Genomic DNA, 23,546 nt, shown 5'->3' with positions numbered 1-23,546 from the left:
TATAATTATCTCTTACGGAAGAAAGAATGTCAAACAACAACGTGCAACAATACGACGCGGTCGTGATCGGGTCCGGATTCGGCGGTTCCATCAGCGCATTGCGTCTGTCGGAAAAAGGTCAGAAAGTTTTGGTTTTGGAACGCGGTAAGAAATATTCTCCGGGGATGTTTCCCAGAGACGTACAGAACGTGAACAATCTCCTCTGGCGTTATCCCAAAAAGAAAAAATCCTTAGGACTTTACGAACTTAATTTTTTCAGCGGACTCGGGACGGTAACGGCTTCCGGATTGGGCGGCGGTTCCTTGATCTATGCGAACATCCATATTCGACCCGACGACGCGGTCTTTCAAGATCCGAGATGGCCCGCTCCTTTCAATCGCAAATATCTAGATCCTTATTACGACAAGGTCGCTTCCAAACTCGACGTAAAACCGGTTCCTAAGGAATGGGATCTTCCGAAAAGAAATAAATTCAAAGCCGCTGCGGACCTGAATCGCCATCCTCATTTTGATCCGGACGAAGCGGTAAGCTGGTTAAAAGCGGCAAGACCGGGTCAGTCCACGTGTCAACGTTGTGCGGAATGCGAATTTGGCTGTAATCACGGAGCTAAGAATACATTAGATTTTAATTATATTGCCGACGCTCAAAAAAACGGAACCGTGTTTCAGACGGATTCTTTGGCTTCGCATATCGCCCCCGACCCGCAGGGAGGATATATCGTCTATTATGAAAACACGGAAACAGGAGAAAAACGATCCGTCCGCGGTAAAAGAGTAGTTCTTTCGGCGGGAACCTTAGGGACCAACCGAATTCTTTTTAACAGCAGAGATTACTACAAAACTCTTCCGAATCTGAGTAAACGTCTCGGAAAAGGATATTCCGGAAACGGAGACTTCTTAGGCGGAATCGAATCCAGCAAAACGGATCTCAAACCTTGGGACGGACCGGACGTTACAACGGTCATCAATTATTTTCCGAACGGATTTCAATACACGATGGCGGCGCCTACGTTCAACGAACCTGTGATGACGGTTCTCGCGTCGTTAGGAATCGCTAAACCGAATTGGTTCTTGAGAATGATCGGTCCTCTTTTTTGGAAAAGTCTGAGGTGGATTCTTCCTTTAATTTTTAAGAATGGATGGATTTCAAAACCCTTACCACCCGGAGCTCCCGGAGCCGGCGATCCGAAATACATGAGCAATCTCTTCGCGATCGGAAGGGACAACGCAAACGGAAGAATCGTTCGTTGCGGAAAGGACATCGACGTAAAATGGAAGTATTCAAAAGAGAATCAAACTCTGATCCAAAATATGACCGCTTCCATGCAGCAAATCGGAGACGCCTACGGCGGACAATTTGGGCCTCTCGCGACATTTCTTTTGTTCAATCGAATTCTTTCCGTACACTCGATGGGCGGTTGTCATTTAGGAGCAAATCCGGATAAAGGAGTTGTTTCCGAAACAGGAGAAGTTTTCGGCTATAAGAATCTGTTCATCGCCGACGGCTCCGTCATCCCTTCGTCGATCGGATTTCACCCGGTAATGACCATCTCGGCCGTCGCCGAACATACCGCCGCCGCAATCTGTTCCAATCTTTAGAAACAAGATCGGTGCGAGATCCGGACAAAAGAACCTTAGAATGCTCCGATTTAACAATTGACACAATTAGAGCATTCTAAAATTCTAATTTAGAAATATTGATATTACTTTGTCCAAGGAAACGGAACTTTCCTTGGTTCATTCGATATTCAGAAAAATAAAAATACAAATGGAACGAAAGGCGAGTTTAGAAGATTCAATTGAGTCGACTTTCGAGATCCAAGCAAACATCTGTCAATACAAAAGTAAGAAAAAGGAACTTACGTAAATGCAACAAAATCAGCTTTATATCGATCTCGGATTGTCTGAGGATAAATACAGTCAAGAAGTGATCGAAGGACAACAGGTCTATACGACTAGCTTTTTAAGAGTTTATGACCTCGTGGTTCTGCACATCATTAGCCGGTGGTTCTGGCGTTGTCCTCCGCAGAACATGGTTCAACTTTACAATAAATATCTTAGCGCAAATCATCTCGACATCGGAGTCGGAACCGGCTATCTCCTGCAAAAGGCGAAATTTCCGGTTGCAAAGCCGACCATTTCGGTGATGGACTTAAACGCGAACAGCCTTATAGAAGCACGAAGACGTTTATCCCATCTCGCCGGCACATTCAACGCGTATCGAGCCAATATCCTAGAGCCGATCAATACCCAAGAAAAATTCGATTCCATCGGAATGAGTTTTTTGTTTCATTGTGTTCCGGGAGCGATCCGCGAAAAAGCGTCGACTGCATTTAAAAATCTTCTGAAAATCCGAACGGCGGACGGGGTGATTTTCGGATCCACGGCATTGCACGATCTGGGTCAAACCCATTACCTTTCCCGCAGAGGAATGAATAATTTAAACCGAAGAGGAGTCTTTCACAATACCCAAGACACTTTTGCCGATTTAGAAGCCGCCCTCAAAGAGAACTTTAAGGACTACGAGTTATATGTAATCGGAGCGATCGCATTTTTTGCCGGAAAAAAAGCGAAATAAAGTAAGAATTCGATTCTTCTTTTTTTTAAAAATATTTTCAAAAAAACCCCTTGAAATCGGACCTAAGTCCGATTTCAAGTCGATTCAAAAAACAAAATATTCAGAATATTGAATATTTTTTCGATTTCGGAATTTCAGAGGATCGAATCCGCTTCCAATCTTTTTAAATCCCTTTTAGCGTCCAGTTCCTGAAAAATTCTTTTGGCCGCCGAGATACGTCCTTGATCCTTGAGAAGTTGACCGATTTCATACAACGCGGTTGCGTATTCCCAGCGATTGAGGGTATTGGACAGAAAAAGTTCCGCTTCTTTAAAGATCGTTTCCGCCTTCTGAATATTTCCGGAATAAAATTTTAATTTTCCTTTGAGGACCAATGCCGGGCCGTAAAGATAGGGTAAGGATTTTCCCAATTTCAATCCGTTTTTTAAACCGTATTGAATCATTTTGTTCAGACTCTTATCGCCGGTTTCTCTTTGGGCAAAAAGCGCGGCCTCAGCGAGATAAACGTTTCCGATTTGAAGTTGGGGAAATTTAACTTCGCATCTTAAAAATCCCTCGTAACTTCTTCTCGACCAATAAGCGGCCTTTTCCGCCCAACCCTCGTAGATCGTCAGCTTGAGAAGTTTATTGATCGTGGAAAGTTCGTTCATCACGTCGTTTTCGGACGCGGCTCTTTCCGCTTCCACCATCAGTCTTTTTTCCAAGTCCAGGGGATCCACTTCTCCGAGAAGATATCCGAAATACGGAGACCAGATACGAGTCCATCTCAACTGAAGCTGGGCGCCGAGATCGCTCGCCAACTCGCCTATATCGTCAAAGTATTTTTTAGCGGTCCTAAAATCCGATTGGAAATAATAAAGAAATCCGCCCGAAGAAAGCGCGGAAAGCAGATCCCACTTTTCGCCGACTTGTCTATAGATCGCAACCGAATCGTGAAGATACGGAAGACCCAAGTCCGGACGATTCTGCATCATATAATAGATTCCATGAACGAGAAAGCCGATCGCCCTCGCGTAAGGATCCCCGGTTTTTTCGGCGAGTTCCATTCCTTTGCTCAAAAAGTGTTTGGAAGGTCCGAAAAGATTTAAACCGAAGAAAACCTGACCTAACGCGCATTCGGCGAGGGATTGACGAACCGGATCGTCGAACCTCTGAGTGGCGTTGTACTGGGTAAAAACCGACCAGCCGAACTTCTTGATATCCTTCATGATATACAATTTGGCGAGGGTAACCAAGATGATACATCTCAAACGCAATCTTTCCGCCTTGTTCGAAGAAGTGTAGGAAGGCCCCAAAAGAGAGAACCGAAGAACGAAAGGAATTTGTAATACGATTTTAAATATCGTATCCGGTCTGCTTCCTGGCGCCCGAATTCCGGTGAAACGAAGCGCCGTTTCCAACGCATCCATTGCGCGAGGAATGTCGTCTTGTTCCTGATAAACCTGACCCAAACCGGTATAAGAACGAATCAAATTGAAAGTGGACTTGTTTTCCAAACAGTCTCTGAAAAGGGCTTCCGCTTTGGAATATTCCCCGAGCTGTCTATGAACGTGCGCCAACTCCTGCGTGATTTCGTAATACAGATCACTTTTGTTTTTACCGGCTTGAGTGATCATTTCCAAAACTTGACCGTAGTGATAGATCGCATCCCGGTTCGCATATCTGCTTCTCGCCTTACGAGCGGCCATCAAAGAATACTTGGAGGCCTTTTCGTAGTCTGCGCATTGCTGATAGTGAAACGCAAGAATATCCGCCATCTCTACGATATTATCCTCGTTTTCCTCTTCAATAAAGGAGGCGATTCGTTTGTGTAAATCCTCCCGCGTCGAATGAAGAAGCGTATTGTACACGATGTCTCTGATTACTATATGTTTGAAAATATACGTTAGAGGATCCGTAATCTCCAGAGGAGTCAGATCCAATCCTTCCAAGCTCTGAAGAATGTTCTGAATCTCGGAGCGGAATTCCACGGGAAGAAGGTGGTTGAGCGTCTGCACATTGATCAGACGTCCGATCACAGACGCCGTTTTTAAGACGATCTTTTCCCGTTCTTGCAGACGATCCACGCGGGCGAGCAGCACGTCGTTGAGCGTATTCGGTATTTGAATATCCCTCGTGGTTTCCGAAGGAGAAAGGGTTCCATTCTCCAATTTTTTCAAAGTCCCTTCTTCGATCAAATTGTGAACGATCGATTCCAAGAAGAACGGATTTCCGCTGGATCGATTGAGAATCTGATCCAAAAATTCTTCCTGGCTCGTATCCATTTTGAATTTATGAACGAGAAAATCCCTTGCTTCTTCCGGTTTGAACTCTTTCAGACGAATGAGTTCCTCGTTCGGAGCGACCGATTCTTCCGCAAACTGTCCCTCAGGTCTCGAAACCAGGATCAACATCGCTTTCATCGACGGAAGTCTCGCGGCCAATTTTTCCAAAAGACGGCTGGAAAGTTCGTCGATCCAGTGAACGTCTTCGAAGATCAGTAGAAGCGGTTTTCTCTCGGCGCGCTCCTGCAATAATGAAATTATGATTTCGAAAAGTCTTTCGTTCTTTTGCTTCCTGTCGATCTCCCTTGTCAAAGGATCCTCTTCCACCGGAACTCCCATCAGCGCGACGAGAGCCTTGGCCCAGGCGATATCAAACGAATTCAATTTTTCTAATGCTTTTTCGGCCTTTGTAACTCTCGTTTCGATCGAATCGTCTTCGAAAATTCCCAAAAACAAACTGAGTAATTCTTTCCACGGGTAGAATGGGGTAAACTTCTCGTAAGGATAACAATACCCTATCAGAATCTCGACTTCTCGATCATAAGCCTGATCGATAAACGTATTGGTCAATCTTGACTTTCCCAATCCCGCGTCGGCGATAACTCTGCAGACGACCCCGCCTTTTTCCATAGAAGTATCGAGCATCTTGTGAAGACGATCGATCTCTTCCTTTCTTCCGATCATCGGATCTCTGTATTGAATGAGTAAACCCGGGATATTTTTCTGCTCTCCCGTGAGTTGAAAAACTTTTTTGACTCCGGTCACGCCCTTGAGTTCGATGTCTCCGATTTCATGAAAGGTGAAATTCTTACTTAATTTGCTTTTTGTCTGCGAATCGATCAGAATTCCGGTTTGACCGGCTAACGTGGAAAGACGGGCGGCGATGTTCATCATCTCTCCGATCGCCGTAAAGTCCTTTCTAAAGGGAGCGCCCAAATCGCCGCAATAAGCCATTCCCGTCGAGATTCCGGTCTGAAGATTTTTTGCAGCCGGAAAGACGGACGCTCCCTCCGTTAGACGAATCGCAAAACGCGCGGCCAGGGCTTCCTTATTTTCCAACGCCGCAGGCGCGCCGAATAGAATCAAAAAGAGCGCGCCCTTATCGGATAAATCCGTCAGAACGAAAGTTCCCGAACAAGCGGCGACGATACTCTGAACATAAACAAAAAAGTCGTTAAAGTTTTTAGAATCCGTACTCGATTCCAAAGGAGAATCGATGTGAACGAAGGCGGCGGCCACTTCCCGATAATCTCCGGAAAAAGCCCTGTGAACGTTTGTAATTCTTTGATATAACTCAGGAACTATAAAACGTTTGCAACGTTTGAAAAAACGTTCCGATGAAATTCTATCCGAGGCCGATCGAGAAGGAGGAACGTAGTTATTGTCGATCCTTTCACAATCGATCAGACGTACGAAATTGGCGTTGATACTTTCGCCGGCTTTCGAATCAGGCAACAAGTCCCAGAGTTTAGAGCTGAGAATGATTTCTCCGCCTAACGCTAATTTTTCGGCCGAAATGGAATCATCAACCGGATTCCCGGCGATCACCGCTCTTAAAAAACGGTCCGGATCTCCAAGAATGAACTCGTTGTATTCTCCGTAGCCGAGACCGACCCTCGCCGGAAGATTTACGTTTTCCCCCAGGAGTTGATTGGAACTGTATTCGGAAATCGAATTAAAAATTCCTAATGCACAATTCGCAACTCGTAACGCCGCGTCGGAATCCGTTTCGTCTTCCTTCTTTTCAAAACTTACGAGAACGGAGTCTCCCGCAAATTGATACACGGCTCCTCCCCACTGATTCAAGTGTTCTAAGAGAGCGGTATAATAATTGGAAAGCACGGTTTGTAAAGCGTCGATGCCTCTCGTTCCCTTCGCCGCGAGCGCCAAAGTTGTCGGCGTAAAACCCACCACGTCAAAAAAGAGAACTGCGCCCTCGAAAGTCTGAGAACGCTGAAGTTTCGACTCGTTGGAATCTGCCAATTTTCGGACAACTGCAGACGGTAGATAAGGTCTGATCAGTTCCAGTGTGTCTTTGATGGATTCCGTTGCACTATTCATAATAATCCTAAATCGAATGTTATTTTTGTTTTATCAATTCCGCAAGGCTGTTAGACGAAGAATTTTGACCATTTATTCGCGGTATTGTCTATTAACTTGCAGAATTGTAATTTTTATTAAAGTTTTGGCGTCGGCTTGATCCCCGTAATTCCTTCGGCGACCCGTTCCGAAAGCGCCGCGATCGTCATCGAAGGATTCGCTCCGATCGCAGTCGGAGAAAGACTTCCATCGGCTACGTAAAGCCCCTGGTAGGAAAAAACCTGGCCGAACGTCTTCGGCTCGGCCGACGTTACCGCGTTTGCCTTGGAATTTCCGAGGATACAACCGCCTAACGGATGTACGGAGACGTTATTTCGTATCGGCCACGCCCAAGTCGGCATCGCAAAGTGCGCTTTGGCTTTTATGTAAGAAGCAAAATTCTTCGTTACTTCCAAAATCGCCTCGTAAAGCGGCATACTATTTTTCTGAGGCCACTGCACTTGGACTCCGCGTTTTCTGTCCAAAACCATTCTTCCATCCGAACGATCCACTCCCATACAAAGAAGAACCAAGGACGTGTAAGAAACGTCCCCTTTCATCACTTCGCTCATGAGATAACCGACCTTTCCGAATATTTTTCCCGTAAAAAAACGTTTGAAAAGTTCGCCGATCATGTGAAAGAAAAATCCGATTCTAAAAATAAACGGAATCGCCGCTTCGGCAAAATAAGCCGCAAAGACCGGATAACTCGCATCCTCCAGAACGAACGCCTTTTTCGGATCGAAATTCTTAAAAAGATTATAATCCGTGTATTGAGTAATGACCGGTCCGTAGTTCGGATCCGCGGGTTGTGTTCCCTTGGTGGCAAAGGATAAAAAGTCCCCGTTTCCGGAAAATTGTTTTCCGATGTGTTCCGAAATATCGGGAAGGGTTTTGTATTCTTCCTTACATTTGAGAAGAAGTTCGGTGGTTCCTAACGTGCCCGCGGAAACCACGACCCTCTTTGTAAGGACGGATTCGAGTCCTCGATTTGTTGAGGATAGATCCAAAAAATAGATTCTATAACCGTGTTCTCCGTGCGCGGAAGGATCGTCGTTTCCTTCCGAAGAAACCGGTACGATTTTTTGAACGAGATGTTCCGTGCGGATATCGGCTTTGTATTTGTTCTCGGCGACGAACAGATAATTCAGGTCCAAGGTATTTTTAGAATGGGAATTACATCCGATATCGCATTCCGCACAATACGTACAGGAAGTTTGTACCGCCCCGTAACGGTTTTTTTCCTGAAGACCGATTTCGGTCGGCTTCTTAAAATCGTTTCCGAAAAATACGTTGATATCGGCGAGTTTGGATTCTCTTCCCTGAGACTTCGCGAATTTCTGATAGAGTTCGGTACGAACGATTCTTCTTCTTGGATCGTCGTTGAGAGGAATCGGTCTCGAACCCAAAACTTCCTTTACGATTTTATAATACGATGTGAGGCTTTTCTTTTTTACGGTCGCCGGCCATCTCTCGTCGAAGATATGATCGGGCGGTTCCAAAAAAACGTTAGCGTAGATCAAAGATCCGCCGCCGAGTCCCGCGGATAAAACCACGTCCATATTCGGATAATTTCTTATATCGAACAAACCCGTCTGATTCAGCTTGGACAACTTTCCCGGACGTATTTTAGTTTTGTTCTCTTCGGGAACGTTCCAGAAATTTTTGGCCATATCGTGCGGAGACCGCGGGAAAGAGCCCTTTGGATAACGTTTACCCCGTTCCAGGATCAAAACCTGTCCAGGCCATTTTTTACTCAATCTACAACCGTTTACGGCTCCGCCGAAACCGGTGCCAATCACAACCGCTTCGAATTTTTTCATTACAACCCCGATGATTATATTAATATATTAAAATAAACTAAACTCAAATTTATGCAAAAGATAAAATCCGATGATCAACGCTCCCAGAAACGAGAAAAAAGAAAATAGAAAATGAAATTTTTCCCAGTTATCCAAAGAGCGAAATCCTTTGTAACTCCGTTTCCAGGCCCATTTCGGCAGATCCTCCAATTCGTCTCCGAGCTTATGAAGATCAAAAACAGTGATCGCCAAAAGAACGAGCGTGGAAATCAAAAGTATCGGTTTTATAAAGCCGGAAACTCTGCAAAACAACTCGCCGAAGAAACCCAGATTTCCCCAGCATACGAACGTCCGCAGCGTGACCCAAACTATCAAAATGGGCAGCCCGGCGAAAACGATCAGAATCTCGCCCCAAATCGAGTTTCGTTTTACCTTACGTTTTCTTTTTTTACGAGGATCCTCGTTCGTTGCTTCTACCATAAGTCGTCTCCGTTATAAAGTTCGATTTGTTTTCGGGAATCCTCGTTCTGAAAATAACCGAGGGTTTTCCAGACTCCAAGGGAAGCTGTCTTGTAAGTTTTCCAGGATCCTTCACAATTCGGGGTGATCGGAATATCTCTCAACGCTACGACTTTTTGCACGTACTCCTGACAATTATTTGCTTTGTACCGATCCTTCTGAATGGGATCGTATTTCGGAAAAGAATTCGAAATTCTCAGACGATTCAATAATATTTTCCGCATATTGTCTTCGCACTTCGTTCCGAAAATACAGTGCCAGGGATTGTCGTTTCCGGTAAGTTCTCTCACTTTCGGAAAGTCGTCTTTAACGACGATCTCTTTAAGTTTGGAACGGAACAGGTTGGGAATCCCCTGCGCGTATTTTTCCCATTCCGAAACTCGATTGTCGCTGTGAACCGGATGATCGGGAAGAGTCATATCGGACGCGTGTCCTCTTCCCGTAGGATACATTTTATTAGAATTATATAATTTACGATGTGCGAATGAATCGCCTAAAAGATGAAAAGCGAATCCCAACGCGCAAAGTTTCTCCGGTTGTTTTTCTTTTTTTGACGTAAGCTCGTTTCTCAAACGATCCAGAGTGACGATCGCGACATTTCTGAGATGTTCGCTATTTCCGCCGGTCAATCCGTGGAGAAGCTGCTGCACTTCGGCCATTCTACCGAGCGTGTAACGAGAACCTTGATCGGTAAAAACCCAAAGTAGATATTGAAAAGGATGATCGATCGCCAACTTTCTATAAACGCCGATCGCGTCCAGCTCCGGCACTTCATCCGGAAGTTGCGCGCAAAAGGCTACGAGCGCGGTTTCCTCCTTCGTCAAAGGAGAAGGAGTATGAAAATTATTTAAAACGGTTTGAACCGTATAAAAGTGACCGTCTTCCTGATACGCGCCGAGGCCGTGACATAACAAAAAAAGAACGATAAGAATCGATTTAGTCAATTTCTTCCCAAACATAAATCGACAATAAATGCACCTTTTAACAACAATTGCAACAATAGTTTATATCCTTGCCCTCTTTCCTGACATTTTTTGAGAAAAGATCGAATTCTGAAGATTTCAAAAATAGAGAATCCAAAACTTTGATCCGGCCTTGCAAAAAAGAAAAACCGCGGTCTTTCAAAAAGAATGGGAAAAAATGCCGGACAATTCCCGGTAAAAAATATGCTTGTAAATGCGATGTAACGTTTCATTCTCCCATGGATCTTTAACGATTCGTTTCCGAGGTCGAAATACCGTAACCATTCCGATTAGAAAAGTCTGGAATCTTTTTTTCGAAGTCCGAACTTTTAACGGCTCGCGCGTAGGAGCTTTTTCAAAAAACAAATGAATCAACAGTTTAGAACTTTCGCATATATTTTTTTCCTTCTACTTTTCGTTCAATCAACTTCGTATTCTCAAAACTCGATCGATCTTTTTAAGAGTTGCGACTCGGAGGAACGCTGCCAATCAAAGGAATGGAAAATTCTAGATCGGTTTGAAAACGATTTTTTAAAGGAGAATTTTGTTCCCGATTCCGGCTGGAAGAATGTTCGAACCTTTCCGATTTGGGTGAATAAACTCTACGCTCATAATTCTTCGCTTCATACGTTTACTTTTTATACCGAATTCGATCTACCGAACCGTTTTCTGGAAAGCCCTCTGGAACCTGGAATCCGTTTCGGAGAAATCGGAGAAACGTTCGAAATTTACATCAACGGAAAGCTCATCGCAAAAGAAGGTGAGATATCGAAGGACAAAGTGGTTTTCCACAGAACCGTTCGAGGACAGGTCTACGAAATCGGTCGGGAAATTCTCAAACAAAAAGGAAACCGGCTTGTGATCAAATTGTCCGGAGATCCTAAATACGATCATACAGGATTTTATCTTACTTCCGGCTACGAAATAGGATATTATAAAAATTTAATATATCAAGAACAAGACCGCATCGCTCTCGTTCTGATAGGAATTTATATCACCACGGGACTTTATCATCTTTTTCTCTTTTTAAAACGAAGAAAGGAAAGGCATAATTTCTCCTTCGGTCTTTTCGCGCTTCTGCTTGGACTTTATATCTACACGAGATCGTCGGCGGTCTTCGAATATCCGATCGATTCCACGCTCATTCAAAGGATCGAATTGATCGCCCTCTATATTTGTATCTCCAGCTATTTCACTTTCATGAGTCAGCTTTTCTACGGAAAGACGATTTCCGCCATCCGGTATTATTCCGTCTTCAACGTTCTTTTGGCGATACCGACTTTTTTTGCGCCGATGTATTTTTCCGAGTATGTGCTCCGGCTTTGGCAGATGGGAGCGATCTTTTACGCCGTTCCCGTAAACTTTTACGTTTTGATCAAAGGGATTCGACTGAAACTTCCCGCGGCGAAAAGATTATTCTTAGGAACCGTAGTCATCACTTTCACCGCGATCTTCGACGTTTTAGATTCTTTGTTTTTTAATACCGGACTCGCGCTCAGCAAATACGGATTTTTCTTTTACGTTATGGGAATCGCGACGATTCTCGCGGAAAGATTCAGCGAACTTCACGCAAAAACGGAGGAGCTCAACGCAAATCTGGAACAAAGAGTCGAGGAGAGAACGCGCGAACTTACGGACACTTTGGATAAGATGAGCAAACTGAAGGATCAGCAGGACGGGGATTATTTTCTTACTTCCCTGCTCATCAATCCGCTCGGACAAAACAACGCCGAGAGTGAAAACGTTAAGATCGAATTTTTTATCAAACAAAAGAAACAGTTTCATTTTAAGAATCTCCGAAACGAAATCGGAGGAGATCTCTGTAAAACGGAAAGTATCGTTCTCAAGGGAAGAAGAGTCACCGTTTTTTTTAACGCGGATGCGATGGGAAAATCAATGCAAGGAGCCGGAGGCGCCTTGGTATTGGGAGCGGTTTTTAAATCGATCATAGAAAGAACCCGCTTCAGCGCTTTTATGAAGGATCTTTATCCGGAAAGATGGTTGAAAAACGCATTCATAGAATTGCATAGAGTTTTCGAAAGTTTCGAAGGTTCCATGTTGGTCTCGATCGTTCTCGGAGTTATCGAAGACGACACGGGCTTCACTTATTATATGAACGCGGAGCATCCCTATTCCATTCTTTATAGAGACGGAATCGCTTCTTTTTTGGGTGAGAACGTTTTTTACAGAAAACTCGGATCACAACTCGTGGAAGGAACTCTTTCCGTTCAGACGTTCCAGTTTATGCCAGGCGACGTACTCTTTAACGGATCCGACGGAAGAGACGATATCCTTTTGGAAAACATAGACGGCAAAAAAAATATGAACTACGATGAGACCAGAATTCTTCGCATCGTAGAAGAATCCAAAGGCGACTTGGAAAGAATCAATTCGCAGCTAGAAAGAGAAGGAGTTCTTACGGACGATCTTTCCATCATGAGAATCGAATGGAACGGAACCGTTCCTAAAAAAGTAAAAATCAAACTCGCAAAAAAAGATAAAAAGTCTTTGGATAAATTCTTTGCCGAATTCAGAGAAGGGAGACAAGCGCATCCGGCGGCTTTGAAAGAACTCAGCTTGGCTTACTTTCGTTTGAGAGAATACGACAAAGCCTCCTTTTGCGCGCACGAATATTTGAAGGCGGTTCCTTCGGACGACGCGATGTTAGGATATACTTCGAGAATGTTGAGAAAGGCCGGAGATATGAATCAATCCGTGGACGTCGGAGAACGTCTGAGAATCAGAGATCCGAAAAACGTCCGAAATCTCAGAAACCTCATTCGAGCTTACCGAGGATTGAACAACGCGGAAAGAATCGTCAAGCTGGAGGAAATCCTAAGCACGACGAAAACCCAAAAAAATAATACGAAGTCGATTTCATTTTGATTCCTCGCTCGAAAAACGGAAATCAGGGACGCGATTTTTAAGAGAATTTTTCTGATAATAGGAAATCAATTTCAAAGAGCTTGAGCTTCTTTTAGAAAAGTCTAATAGAAACAATTCTCGAAAAATAAAATTCGAAAAAATTTTTATGAGAGAATCCATTCTCAACAACAAAATTATTTTTCTATTTACATACCGGTAGAACTTCTAATCTGGGAATAGAAATTTAATTCGGGAATAAACATGGGTCATCATCACGCGCATCACCATTCTCACGATCATTCTCATCACACCCATGACCATCATAGGAGCTCGAGCAAGGCCTTAGTGATCGCGATGTCATTCAATCTTTTGTACGCGGCGATCGAAGCGGGGATCGGACTTTGGTCGGGATCTCTCGCTTTGTTATCGGATGCCGGACACAATCTAATGGATGTCAGTTCTTTATTTCTCGCGTGGATTGCGATCAAACTTCAACAAAGGGCTCCTTCCCGAGGTTTTACATACGGCTTGAAGAAGTCTTCGATCTTAGTCAGCCTTCTCAACTCCATTCTTCTTTTTGGAACCTTTGCTTTTATCGTTTACGAATCGATCGAAAAACTTTCCAGACCGAGTCCCGTCTCCGGAGGAATGATCGCGGTCGTGGCGCTTGCGGGGGTTTTTGTAAACTTCTCCACTTCTTTTTTATTTCATAAGAATAAGGACAATGACTTAAACTTAAAGGGAGCTTATCTGCATTTACTCGCGGACGGCTTGGTTTCTTTGGGAGTTATCGTCTCCGGTCTTTTGATTCAATGGAAAGGAATTTTTTGGATCGATCCCGTGACCGGCCTTATCATCGGTCTTATCATTTTATACGGAAACATTCCTCTTTTTAAGGAAAGTCTGCGTTTGAGTTTGGATTCGGCTCCGGATTCGATCCACTCGGAGGCGGTGGAAAAACAACTCAAATCGATCGACGGAGTATTAAATATTCATCATATTCATATCTGGTCTTTGAGCACGACCGAAAACGCGCTCACGGCCCATCTTGTTTTACAAAACGATCTCACTTCCGAAAGAAGGAGAATGATCAAATCGGAAGCGAGAGCGATTCTGAAGGAACTTAAAATCGCCCACGCAACCTTGGAAACCGAAGAAGAAAGGGACAACTGCGCCCAGGTGGATTGCAGTTAAATAACTGCGATCGATTCCTATCGGCTCGGATTTTAACGGCGGCTTTAAAGAGTACGTCCTAAAACCCTCACAAAGCGGAAAAGACCTTGTTTTTTAAATTCCGATCTTCGTGTGAGTTCCTACAAATTACGTCTCATCAGGCTTTTTGTATGATTTCGGATTGTTCCCCATCATTGCGAGAACGTAAGAGTTCCCACAATTTTCTGGTTTTAGGACAAAACCCTAAATTCTATTCTTCCTGATCTTGTCTCCCGCTCATTCGTTTCAACATAGAATCCTGTAAAATCAACATGCTCGTCGTGGAGGTCGCGATGAGTTTCTTTTTCGGATTTCGAACTTCCGCGAGCATAGTGAGCATCGCAGGAGATTTCGCGACGACTCTTGCTTCTATTTCGATGTATTCGTCCTGAGGAGCAAAGGATCTAAAAAACTGAGTGGAGAGATCGGTGGTAACGCAAGGTCTTTTTGCAGTGATATAAGAAAGCGGACCGAATGTGTTGTCCAATGCGGTACAGAGCATTCCTCCCTGAAACATTCCGATAGGATTCGCAAAACGCGCGTCATACGGAAAGCGGACCAAAATTCTCTTCGATTCTATTTCCAGAAATTCTCCTTTCATTTCCTTAAAAGACTTCGGTGGAACCTCGAGGCTGATGCCGAATTCTTTCGCCATTTTCGCGGACATCTTGTCGAGTTCGTCGTTAACTTTTGTAATCGTATCGGTGGCCGGCATTTTTATGCTCCTTTATTTGAATCATCGATTTAAGACTTTTGATTATTCTGGGAAAATATTCCCTATCCTTGCGAATTCTTGCTATCTGCATCGCGCCTTGAATCGCGGACATAAACAAATCCGCAGTTTCTTTCGAAGTTAACGCAAGAACGAAGGAGCCGTCTTTCACTCCGTCGCTTAACGTTTGAATGAGAAAATCGCGATGCTGGTTGTGGAGAACGAGCGCTTTATCCCGAATCGGTTGCTTAAGAACGTGGTATTCGCTTCCAACTACGCCGAAGGGACAAATTTTTCCGTTCTCTCCCGTATAAGCCTCGTAGAGTTTAAACAGGCCGAACAAACGAACTCGCGGAGGTCTTTCTTTGAGATTTTCAGTGTATTCCTCAAAATCTTTGTAGAAGATTTCCAAAAGTTCCAAACCCAATTCCTCTTTCGAAGAATAGTGATAGTGAACGCTGGATTTTTTAATTCCGAGATCGTCCGCGAGATTTTGAAAGCTGAAGGATTGAAATCCAACGCTTTGAAAATAACCTCTCGCCAAGTTAACGATCTTTTCTTTCGTATCTCCGACGAGTTTCATCTTTAGACCAAACCTACCTACTGGTAGGTAGGCAGTCAACGGTTTCGTACTAAATTACTATGAAAATTTTCGTTCGAAAGCGATAAAACTCCGTGTGGAAATCGATTCTTTTTTCAGTCAAAAGAATTGCCGAAGGCTCGACGAAACGGTGCTAAATTTTCACTTCGCTTAATCGAAATCGGATTAGCAAAAATTAGAATTATAGAATGAGTAAAAATTTCGAATCCAACGAATCCGATTTCGATCTTAAGAAGAATAGAAAAAGTCCGCCTAATTATTTGGAACTCTTGACTGGAATTACCGCTCTTGATAATATTAGACCGCTTGGGTTCTCGGCTAAGACAAATGCAACGAAAACATAGACTAACGCCGTTTTCAAACGTTTCCAATTTTCGCAGAACTTTAATTAAATAAGATTTTTATTAGAATGTTCTGTCGCTTCACAAAATCAAATAACAAAGTAAGAGTTCGGGTTCTTCCTCTTTTATTATTTTTAACTTTCCTATCGCCGAATTTATTATATTCAAATCCTCCGATGGAAATATGCGAATTCGGCAAGATCGAATTTGCAACGAATCAGAATCCTTCCAATTCGATTCCGTCAAAACCGAAAACGGATCTTTCGTATTCGGAACTCAAAAGAGCGTTTTTAAAATTCGGTTTTATCAAAGAAGAGATTTGGATAAGATTCAGCATCAAAGAATATCCGAGATCCAGATGTTTTCTCAGAATCCCTCAAGTTACTTTGGACGCAGCCGCGATGTTTTCCAAATCATCCATCCAGATTTCCGGGGATCGATTTCCATACTCCGAAAGATCCGTGGACGATTATTATCCCGTTTTTCATTTAGAGCCTTCGGAAGATCAAAGCGCCGAAAAGATCTACTATCTCTGGGTCCAAACCTCTTCGATTATCAATTTTCCCCTGCTTTTGGAATCCGGATTGGAATATGAAAAAGGAAACTATTATAGAAATCTAATCATCCTTTTTACGTTAGTTCTGAGCCTTTTTATAACCTTGCTCACCGGTTTCGTCTATCGTCAGACTTTGGATCCGATTTATTTATATATCGTCGGATTTTTAATATTCGTTTCCCTGGAAGGATGGGCGTGTTTTGCAAGCGGATATAAATATCTTTGGCCTATGCTTCCGGAATTTCAGAATATCACACCGCCCCTTTTCGCGTTACTCGCACTCGCCTGTTCTGTATATTTCATGTATCAATTTCTTTCACCGTCGTCCCTTCCTAAATTCTTCAAAAGATTATTGCTCGGAGGATCCTTCCTCGTCCTATTTCTTGCGATCTATACATCCTTTCTTCCGTATCGTCCGCTTGCGGTAAAAATATTCGCTTGGACATATATCGTTTCTTGCTCGTTGATCATCGTATGCACGACCATCGTATTTCGTTCGTTTAGACCCGCGAGAAAAATCGCTCTTTGTATGATTCCGATAGTGGGAAGCGTGATGATCACCCTACTTTATTTCATGGACGTGATTCAATACAACGAACTCACGGTTCACGCGTATGTGGTCGCGCTTCCAACGGTATATATTGTCGTGATGATTAGCCTGTCCGATCGCGAAAAATTCGTAAGAAGAAAAACCCTGAGTCGAGCCTATGACATCCAACAATTACAGGAAAAGTTAAGAAAGCCGGATCAGATTGCGGATCCGAAATCGGACAACAAGGCGCCGTCCATAGAATTCAGCATAGACCATCTTTTTAAAGTTGAAAGGATTTTCAAAAACCCGGAGTTAACGAAAGAGGACTTGGCGAGTATTTTAAAAATCACTCCTGCAGACCTTGAACGTTACATTCAGACCTCCACCAAATTTCAGTCTTTTGAAAGTTATACGAATCATCATCGGGTCGAAGAAGCCAAACATCTTCTAAAAACAAGAAAGGATCTAAAACATCTGGACATTGCCAGAAGATCTGGTTTTCTTTCCGCAAGAGAAATGGAAAAATCCTTTAAAACCTTAACCGGAATGACACCATCGGAATACAAGTTGATGCTATATCCGGAATCCATTTGATGAGAGTATTTCTATTTTTTTGCATATTCTTTCTTTCTAATTCTCCAAAATTGGATTCAAAAGAATTGGAAGAATCCGGTTTTATTCCCGTAAAAAAAACGCCGATACTACAAAGAACCGAAGACTTCAAAACGCTGGAACTAGCTTTTCAAGAATCGAAATCCTATTTCGAGAGACTGCCCGCGGATTGGAAAATAAAGTTTCATAAAAATTCCTACAATAAAAAAGAATTTTTGAATTCCTTAAAACGATTAAAAACCCTTTTGAAAGAACGCGACGTTAAAAAAAGAAAAATCGAATTTCAGAAATCGTTCTTACTTTTGGAAACCGCCGATCCGAACGAAGGCAAAATAACCGGATATTACGAAGTTATTATTGAAGCCAAATACCGACCGGACGCGGAATTTTCCGAACCGATTTTAGAAACACCTTCCGACCTAATCGTAAAAAAACAAGGCTCGGAAAAAATCGTGGGGAAAATTCTCAACGGCAACTTTATTCCTTACGATAGTAGAATCGAATTGGAAGATCCATCCTCTTGGAAGAATAGAACAAAATCGATCGGCTACGTCAAGATCGTGGATCTTCATTTGGCTCAGCTTGAAGGATCGGCGATCGTCCGTATTCCCGGACAAAATCCATTTCGCATAACGTATTCTTCCGATAACGGAAAAAGATATATCAGTCCTTCCGAATCTCTAAACGGCGTTTGTCCGAGCTTGATCCCGTCCGATCTGAGAAACTGCATCGTCGATCACCCCCAAGAAGTGAGAACCGCAATCCTAAAAAATCCGCGTTATGTTTTCTTTCAAAAAGAGACTTCTGCGCCTAGAGGAAGCGGGGGAATCGAACTCATTCCGAAAAGATCGGTCGCGATGGACCCGAATATACCGTTGGGCATTCCCGCGCTGATTTCCTTTGAGTCTCCCGCCGTAACGGAAGAGAACCGCTTGGTTTTTGTCCACGATCGTGGATCGAAGATAACCGGACACGGACGATTGGATTACTTTTTGGGAACCGGCAAGAAAGCTGAAGAGCAGGCGGGACGAATTCAAACTCCCGGAAGAATCTTTTTAATCCTGCCGAAGAAGTAGACATTTTATTCAAAGAAACTGCAAATTGTATCAAATGCGCTCTTCGTATTAAAAAGTGCATTCAATTTTGATCATAGTCTTTGTCCCGCAAAGACGTAACAATCATTCTGAAAAGAATTCTAATAAATCGTTTTACAACGTTATGCAGATCTGTTTCTTATTCCAAGAGAAGAATCGTTCTAATTCTATCATTATTAAAGTTAAAAATAGATTCGTAACGGACCGATTATAAAAATAAAAAGACTGTCCCCTAAGTTATCTTTTCGATTCGACTGAAGAACTCGATACGTCTGTATACCTGCTTCTCTCTATGAGATAACGAATTTGGGAAAATTCTAAGAGCGAAAAAATTTGGGATTCAATTTTACAGGAAGTATGCATGCATTTAATGTTTATGGGCTCGACTGAAAAATCACTTACCGACGTTTTGTGGATCTTACTCTGCTCCGGACTTGTTCTTTTGATGCAAGGCGGATTTTTAATCTTAGAATCCGGTTTGACAAGAGCTAAAAATTCGATCAACGTCGCGATCAAAAACATCGCGGACTTCGGAATCGCAACGGTCCTATTCTGGTTTATCGGTTTCGGTCTTATGTTCGGAAATTCTTGGAAAGGAATTTTCGGCATGTCTTGGTTTTTACCGGTCTTTCCTCCCGATGATATCTGGAGTCCGGCCTTCTTTTTATTTCAGTTGGTGTTTTGCGGAACCGCAGCCACGATCGTATCGGGCGCGATCGCGGAAAGACTCAAATTCGTTTCCTATATCATCTCTACGATTCTTATATCCGGTTTCATTTATCCGATTGCGGGACATTGGGTTTGGGCGGGACTTTATCAGTCTGAAACTCACGGCTGGTTATCGGTTTTAGGTTTTAGGGATTTCGCCGGATCTTCGGTCGTTCATAGTGTTGGCGGCTGGGTCGCGCTCGCATTCTTACTCGTGGTGGGTCCACGGACCGGAAGATTCGTGGATGGAGAACTTCCCCGAAAGGTGACAGGAAGCAATCTCCCCTTAGCGATGTTAGGCGGAATCATACTCTGGGTCGGGTGGTTCGGATTCAACGGAGGAAGCACTCTCGCTTTTGATAAACACGTTCCAACCGTTCTTTTAAACACGGTTCTTGCCTCTGGCGCCGCGATGTTTTCCGGATTGTTTGTGGGTTGGTTCAGAAAAGGTTATCCCGACGCCGTCCTTCCCTTGAACGGCTCCTTAGGCGGTCTTGTCGCGATCACCGCTTGTGCGAACGTAGTCAATGCGATGGAAGCCGGATTGATCGGGGTTCTTGCCGGAATTCTCGTATCGCCGATCGAAGATATATTAGAAAAATTTAAAATTGACGACGCTGTCGGTGCGGTTCCGGTCCACTTAGGAATGGGGATTTTCGGAACGATCTGCGTTGGCGTTTTCGGGAATCTTGAAATTCTTAATTCGGGTCTTACACGATGGCAGCAGATCCAAATCCAGCTATTAGGAATCGTTTCGATCGGAGCCTTTGCTTTCGGAACTTCTTATCTCATTTTTCGTACGATCAATCGATTCTTTCAGTTAAGGGTCGATCCGGAAGAAGAATACCAAGGACTAAACATTTCCGAACATCGGGCGACAACCGAATTGATCGATCTTTTTTTAGTGATGGAGCATCAGAAAAAAACCGGAGACTTGAGTTACAACGTTCCCGTCGAACCCTTTACCGAAGTAGGTCAAATTGCGGATCGATACAATCAAGTTCTTGGTACGGTCCGGATCACTTTGGACGAAAATGAAAAAGCGAGAAAGGAACTGGCAAAAGCGTACGCCAAGGTACAAAAGGAACAGGAAAGAGCCGAAAAACTTTTGTTAAACGTACTTCCTAAATCCATCGCAGATAAACTAAAAAAAGACAGTTCGGTCATCGCTCAGAGTTTTAGCGAGGCGAGCATACTGTTTGCCGATATCGTAGGTTTTACGGAAATCGCGGGAAAGTTTCATCCCGAAAAAGTCGTTCGAATTTTGAACAAGGTATTTTCCGCGTTCGATCTTATGGCCGAAAAATACGGTCTCGAAAAGATCAAGACGATCGGAGACGCATACATGGTCGTGGGCGGGCTTCCTCAACCAAGAAAGGATCATACATTAGCAATTGCTCATATGGCTTGGGAAATGATGGACATGCTCAAAAGGTTTAGAATTCGAGAAGGCAATCTTAAACTCGACATGAGGATCGGGATCAATACTGGACCCGTCGTGGCCGGAGTGATCGGAACCAAAAAGTTTATCTACGATATCTGGGGCGATGCGGTTAACGTTGCAAGTAGAATGGAATCACACGGCTTGAGCGGACAAATCCAAGTGACCCCTTCCACTGCCGATTTGATCTCAGAAGAATTTTCGATGGAAAAAAGGGAAGATGTGGAAATCAAGGGAAAAGGTAAGATCAGCACATTCATTCTAACCGGACGGAAAAATCTTCCGTCCGAGGAACTCTTTTTCGGATTCAGACCTTAAGAATTTTCCTTGTTCGCAGCTCCGGCCGTTTGCGGTTCGGAGTCCGCGCCTTCTTGCGCGTCGACAGCGGCGGAAGAAGCCTGTTCCGCAAGGTGATCCAGCCCTTCTCCGCTTTCACCTTTGACTTCTTCCGTTTCCGGAACGTGAACGACTCCGTTGCCGAAGTTCGCTTCCGCCACTTTACTCATCTTAAAACAATTGTTGAGAATCGTAAAATCATAGACGATCGTCTTAAACACGTTGAAGAATAATTTTGGATTTAAGGTCAGAACTCGATACAAAAGGTTTCTATCGATCGATGTAACCACGGCCGTATCTTCGACGGACTTGATCGAAAAAACTCTCGGATTGGAACCGATGAGCGACGAAAGATCCAATAAGTCCCCCGGATGATAATCTCTGACTTCCGATTCCGCCCCGTCTCTTGCAACTTTACAAAGTACTAATTTACCCTGTAGAACGAACCAAAGTTTTTCCGAAGCGGGTTCGCCGGAACGAAAGAGATATTTTCCGGGAGGAAAATAACTGCTCAGATGGCCGTAGATTCTGCTGATTACGCCGAGGTTATGAATTCTGCAATTTTCGTAGTCGTTAGCAAACTCCAGATTGGAAGGATCAATTTTTACAAAACGTTGTAATTGGGTAAAATTGAGTTCTTCACGGTAGTGACGACTCGCCGCGGTTAAAAGCATCCGAAACATAAACTTCGGATTTTTATGAATCATGTTTTCGATGATGCTGCTGTCCAACGAAATCAAACGAACCCCGTCGACCGCGGATATCGCCGACGCAGTTCTTTTCCCGCCGGTCAACAAAGCCATTTCTCCGAAAAAGTTATTTTCGTTAATGCGACAAATCGCGCGTTCTTTTCCGTCTACGGTTTCGGATAAGACGACGGAACCCTTAGAAATAAAAAACATCTGGTCTTTGGACGGATCTCCCTGACGGAAAATGATCTGACCTTTGTTGTATTCGATCGGCTGAATGTGGTTGAGTAAGTTAGGTGATTCAGGAGGCATTTGCTACTATTCTTTTATAATTTAGAATCAAGAGACGAAAGGATTGAAAGGATTCTTAAATGAAAAGAAAAAAAAGAAGAACCAAACGGCAATTAGTCCTTTTGGATTAATTGTTTTCGAATGATAACATGGGGATTTTCCGGAATCGTTTAAAAAGCGAACGGAGAATCCATTGACTACAATAATCGAACGAAAAAAATCGAATCGGAGAAAGATAATGTCCATTGAAACTGAAAAAGATCTGATCGGATTGAAAACGATCGGAAAAATCGTAGGGCTCGTGTTGAAGGAAATGAAATCTTTCGCAAAATCGGGAATGTCCACAAAAGAACTGGACGACTTTGGACTGAATCTTCTTAAAAAATACGGGGCGAGATCGGCCCCTTCGATCACTTATAACTTTCCCGGTGCGACTTGTATCAGCGTAAATCGAGAGATCGCGCACGGAATTCCTTCCGTAAAAAAAATCCTAAAAGACGGCGATCTCATTAACATCGACGTATCCGCCGAGCTCGGTGGATATTTCGGAGACAACGGAAGTTCTTTCATTCTGGGAGGAGGACATCCGATTCTTACCTCGCTCGTCGATTGTTCCAGAACATCGCTTTACAAAGGTGTCTCCGCAGCAAAAGCAGGAAATCGAATCAGCGACATAGGAAAAGCGATTCACGAAGAAGCAAAATCATACGGCTTCACCGTTATCAAAAATTTAATGGGACATGGAACGGGAGGAAGTCTTCACGAAGCTCCGAAATATATCCCTTGTTACGAAGACAAAAAATATTCGCAGAAATTGAAATCCGGAATGGTGCTTGCGATAGAAACTTTTATCTCGACCAAATCCGAAATCGCGATAGAAACTTCGGACGGATGGACGCTCGTAACCAGAGACGGAAGCTACGTCGCACAACAGGAACATACGATCGTGGTGACCGAAAACGAACCCATCCTTCTCACCGCGAGTAACGGAGTTTAAAAGAATATTCTAAAATTCTAATTTTCTCTTTTTTTTCCGATGGAAAAAACGATCGATCCGATCCACGCGGCCGTTCTTCGCGGAAGAATCGAAGTAAGAATTTGCTGAATACGATTTACCCAGCCTACTACGATGATCGTCTTTCCTCTTTCCATACCGGCAAGAGCTGTCTTTACCACCTTGGTCGGAGTCAGCCAGAATAGATCCGGAGATTGAAACCCTTTCGGAAAAGCTTTTCCGAAAAAAGGAGTTCGAATCGGTCCTGGCGAAACGGCGTGAACGCTGACTCCGGTTCCTTTGAGTTCGTAACTCAATCCGTCCGTAAAATACAAAACAAAAACCTTACTCGCTGCGTA

The 23,546-nt window shown here is 43.6% G+C and carries 16 protein-coding genes; 8 read left to right on the top strand and 8 right to left on the bottom strand.

Going from position 1 to position 23,546, the window contains the following annotated elements; genetic code table 11:
- The first annotated feature begins 26 nt into the window (after nt 1–26).
- On the top strand, nt 27–1,598 hold the full coding sequence (locus tag CH376_RS12165) for a GMC oxidoreductase (protein WP_100787099.1): 1,572 nt from the start codon (nt 27–29) through the stop codon (nt 1,596–1,598).
- Nucleotides 1,599–1,866: 268 nt separating this feature from the next.
- Nucleotides 1,867–2,577 carry a class I SAM-dependent methyltransferase gene (locus tag CH376_RS12160; protein WP_100787098.1) on the top strand — a complete coding sequence of 237 codons (711 nt, stop codon included), beginning with the start codon at nt 1,867–1,869 and terminating at the stop codon, nt 2,575–2,577.
- Between the two features lie 134 nt (nt 2,578–2,711).
- On the opposite strand, the gene CH376_RS12155 is transcribed toward CH376_RS12160, so the two are convergent.
- From CH376_RS12155 to CH376_RS12140, 4 genes are all read right to left on the bottom strand, one after another.
- Nucleotides 2,712–6,902 carry an adenylate/guanylate cyclase domain-containing protein gene (locus tag CH376_RS12155; protein WP_100787097.1) on the bottom strand — a complete coding sequence of 1,397 codons (4,191 nt, stop codon included), beginning with the start codon at nt 6,900–6,902 and terminating at the stop codon, nt 2,712–2,714.
- 116 nt (nt 6,903–7,018) lie between these two features.
- Nucleotides 7,019–8,743, bottom strand: a complete 1,725-nt coding sequence (locus CH376_RS12150; RefSeq protein WP_100787096.1) for a GMC oxidoreductase — start codon at nt 8,741–8,743, stop codon at nt 7,019–7,021.
- 27 nt (nt 8,744–8,770) lie between these two features.
- Nucleotides 8,771–9,202, bottom strand: a complete 432-nt coding sequence (locus tag CH376_RS12145) for a hypothetical protein (RefSeq protein WP_100787095.1) — start codon at nt 9,200–9,202, stop codon at nt 8,771–8,773.
- Nucleotides 9,196–10,200 (bottom strand): hypothetical protein, encoded by a 1,005-nt coding sequence (locus CH376_RS12140; RefSeq protein ID WP_100787094.1) that lies wholly within the window; start codon nt 10,198–10,200, stop codon nt 9,196–9,198. Before CH376_RS12140 ends, CH376_RS12145 begins: the two co-directional genes overlap by 7 nt.
- A gap of 369 nt (nt 10,201–10,569) precedes the next feature.
- Between CH376_RS12140 and CH376_RS12130 the strand changes: the two genes are divergently transcribed.
- Complete coding sequence (locus tag CH376_RS12130) at nt 10,570–13,089, top strand: SpoIIE family protein phosphatase (protein WP_100787092.1); 2,520 nt, start codon at nt 10,570–10,572, stop codon at nt 13,087–13,089.
- Nucleotides 13,090–13,329: 240 nt separating this feature from the next.
- A complete protein-coding gene (locus tag CH376_RS12125; RefSeq protein ID WP_100787091.1) occupies nt 13,330–14,262 on the top strand; it encodes a cation diffusion facilitator family transporter in 933 nt (310 codons plus the stop codon).
- 229 nt (nt 14,263–14,491) lie between these two features.
- Here CH376_RS12125 and CH376_RS12120 read toward each other — a convergent pair whose 3' ends face one another.
- Nucleotides 14,492–14,995, bottom strand: coding sequence for a PaaI family thioesterase (locus tag CH376_RS12120; protein WP_100787090.1), 504 nt, complete (start codon nt 14,993–14,995; stop codon nt 14,492–14,494).
- The gene (locus CH376_RS12115) at nt 14,964–15,575 is read right to left on the bottom strand and encodes a TetR/AcrR family transcriptional regulator (protein ID WP_100787089.1); all 612 of its coding nucleotides are present in this window, start codon (nt 15,573–15,575) and stop codon (nt 14,964–14,966) included. Before CH376_RS12115 ends, CH376_RS12120 begins: the two co-directional genes overlap by 32 nt.
- 427 nt (nt 15,576–16,002) lie before the next feature.
- On the opposite strand from CH376_RS12115, the gene CH376_RS12110 reads away from it, so the two are divergent.
- From CH376_RS12110 to amt, 3 genes are all read left to right on the top strand, one after another.
- Nucleotides 16,003–17,616, top strand: coding sequence for a 7TM diverse intracellular signaling domain-containing protein (locus CH376_RS12110; RefSeq protein WP_100787088.1), 1,614 nt, complete (start codon nt 16,003–16,005; stop codon nt 17,614–17,616).
- Nucleotides 17,616–18,710: an MltA domain-containing protein gene (locus CH376_RS12105; RefSeq protein WP_100787087.1), complete on the top strand. Its 1,095-nt coding sequence runs from the start codon at nt 17,616–17,618 to the stop codon at nt 18,708–18,710. Before CH376_RS12110 ends, CH376_RS12105 begins: the two co-directional genes overlap by 1 nt.
- Before the next feature lie 379 nt (nt 18,711–19,089).
- On the top strand, nt 19,090–21,195 hold the full coding sequence (gene amt, locus CH376_RS12100; RefSeq protein WP_100787086.1) for an ammonium transporter: 2,106 nt from the start codon (nt 19,090–19,092) through the stop codon (nt 21,193–21,195).
- On the opposite strand, the gene CH376_RS12095 is transcribed toward amt, so the two are convergent.
- On the bottom strand, nt 21,192–22,214 hold the full coding sequence (locus tag CH376_RS12095; RefSeq protein WP_100787085.1) for a cyclic nucleotide-binding domain-containing protein: 1,023 nt from the start codon (nt 22,212–22,214) through the stop codon (nt 21,192–21,194). The two genes, amt and CH376_RS12095, sit on opposite strands and share 4 nt — an antisense overlap.
- Nucleotides 22,215–22,431: 217 nt before the next feature.
- On the opposite strand from CH376_RS12095, the gene map reads away from it, so the two are divergent.
- Nucleotides 22,432–23,190, top strand: a complete 759-nt coding sequence (gene map / locus CH376_RS12090) for a type I methionyl aminopeptidase (RefSeq protein ID WP_100787084.1) — start codon at nt 22,432–22,434, stop codon at nt 23,188–23,190.
- A gap of 17 nt (nt 23,191–23,207) precedes the next feature.
- Here the strand turns inward: map and CH376_RS12085 are convergent.
- Nucleotides 23,208–23,546, bottom strand: a 339-nt coding sequence (locus CH376_RS12085; protein ID WP_125232019.1) for an SDR family NAD(P)-dependent oxidoreductase, incomplete at its 5' end; no start/stop codon positions are given.

It is taken from the genome of Leptospira adleri, from assembly GCF_002811985.1.
Lineage (GTDB): Bacteria > Spirochaetota > Leptospiria > Leptospirales > Leptospiraceae > Leptospira > Leptospira adleri.
This window is presented reverse-complemented; position numbering and strand designations above follow the sequence as displayed.

Coding starts and splice junctions, on each gene's coding strand:
- CH376_RS12165 (WP_100787099.1), top strand. CDS start 27: ATGTCAAACAACAACGTGCAACAATACGACGCGGTCGTGATCGGGTCC.
- CH376_RS12160 (WP_100787098.1), top strand. CDS start 1,867: ATGCAACAAAATCAGCTTTATATCGATCTCGGATTGTCTGAGGATAAA.
- CH376_RS12155 (WP_100787097.1), bottom strand. CDS start 6,902: ATGAATAGTGCAACGGAATCCATCAAAGACACACTGGAACTGATCAGA.
- CH376_RS12150 (WP_100787096.1), bottom strand. CDS start 8,743: ATGAAAAAATTCGAAGCGGTTGTGATTGGCACCGGTTTCGGCGGAGCC.
- CH376_RS12145 (WP_100787095.1), bottom strand. CDS start 9,202: ATGGTAGAAGCAACGAACGAGGATCCTCGTAAAAAAAGAAAACGTAAG.
- CH376_RS12140 (WP_100787094.1), bottom strand. CDS start 10,200: ATGTTTGGGAAGAAATTGACTAAATCGATTCTTATCGTTCTTTTTTTG.
- CH376_RS12130 (WP_100787092.1), top strand. CDS start 10,570: ATGAATCAACAGTTTAGAACTTTCGCATATATTTTTTTCCTTCTACTT.
- CH376_RS12125 (WP_100787091.1), top strand. CDS start 13,330: ATGGGTCATCATCACGCGCATCACCATTCTCACGATCATTCTCATCAC.
- CH376_RS12120 (WP_100787090.1), bottom strand. CDS start 14,995: ATGCCGGCCACCGATACGATTACAAAAGTTAACGACGAACTCGACAAG.
- CH376_RS12115 (WP_100787089.1), bottom strand. CDS start 15,575: ATGAAACTCGTCGGAGATACGAAAGAAAAGATCGTTAACTTGGCGAGA.
- CH376_RS12110 (WP_100787088.1), top strand. CDS start 16,003: ATGTTCTGTCGCTTCACAAAATCAAATAACAAAGTAAGAGTTCGGGTT.
- CH376_RS12105 (WP_100787087.1), top strand. CDS start 17,616: ATGAGAGTATTTCTATTTTTTTGCATATTCTTTCTTTCTAATTCTCCA.
- amt (WP_100787086.1), top strand. CDS start 19,090: ATGCATTTAATGTTTATGGGCTCGACTGAAAAATCACTTACCGACGTT.
- CH376_RS12095 (WP_100787085.1), bottom strand. CDS start 22,214: ATGCCTCCTGAATCACCTAACTTACTCAACCACATTCAGCCGATCGAA.
- map (WP_100787084.1), top strand. CDS start 22,432: ATGTCCATTGAAACTGAAAAAGATCTGATCGGATTGAAAACGATCGGA.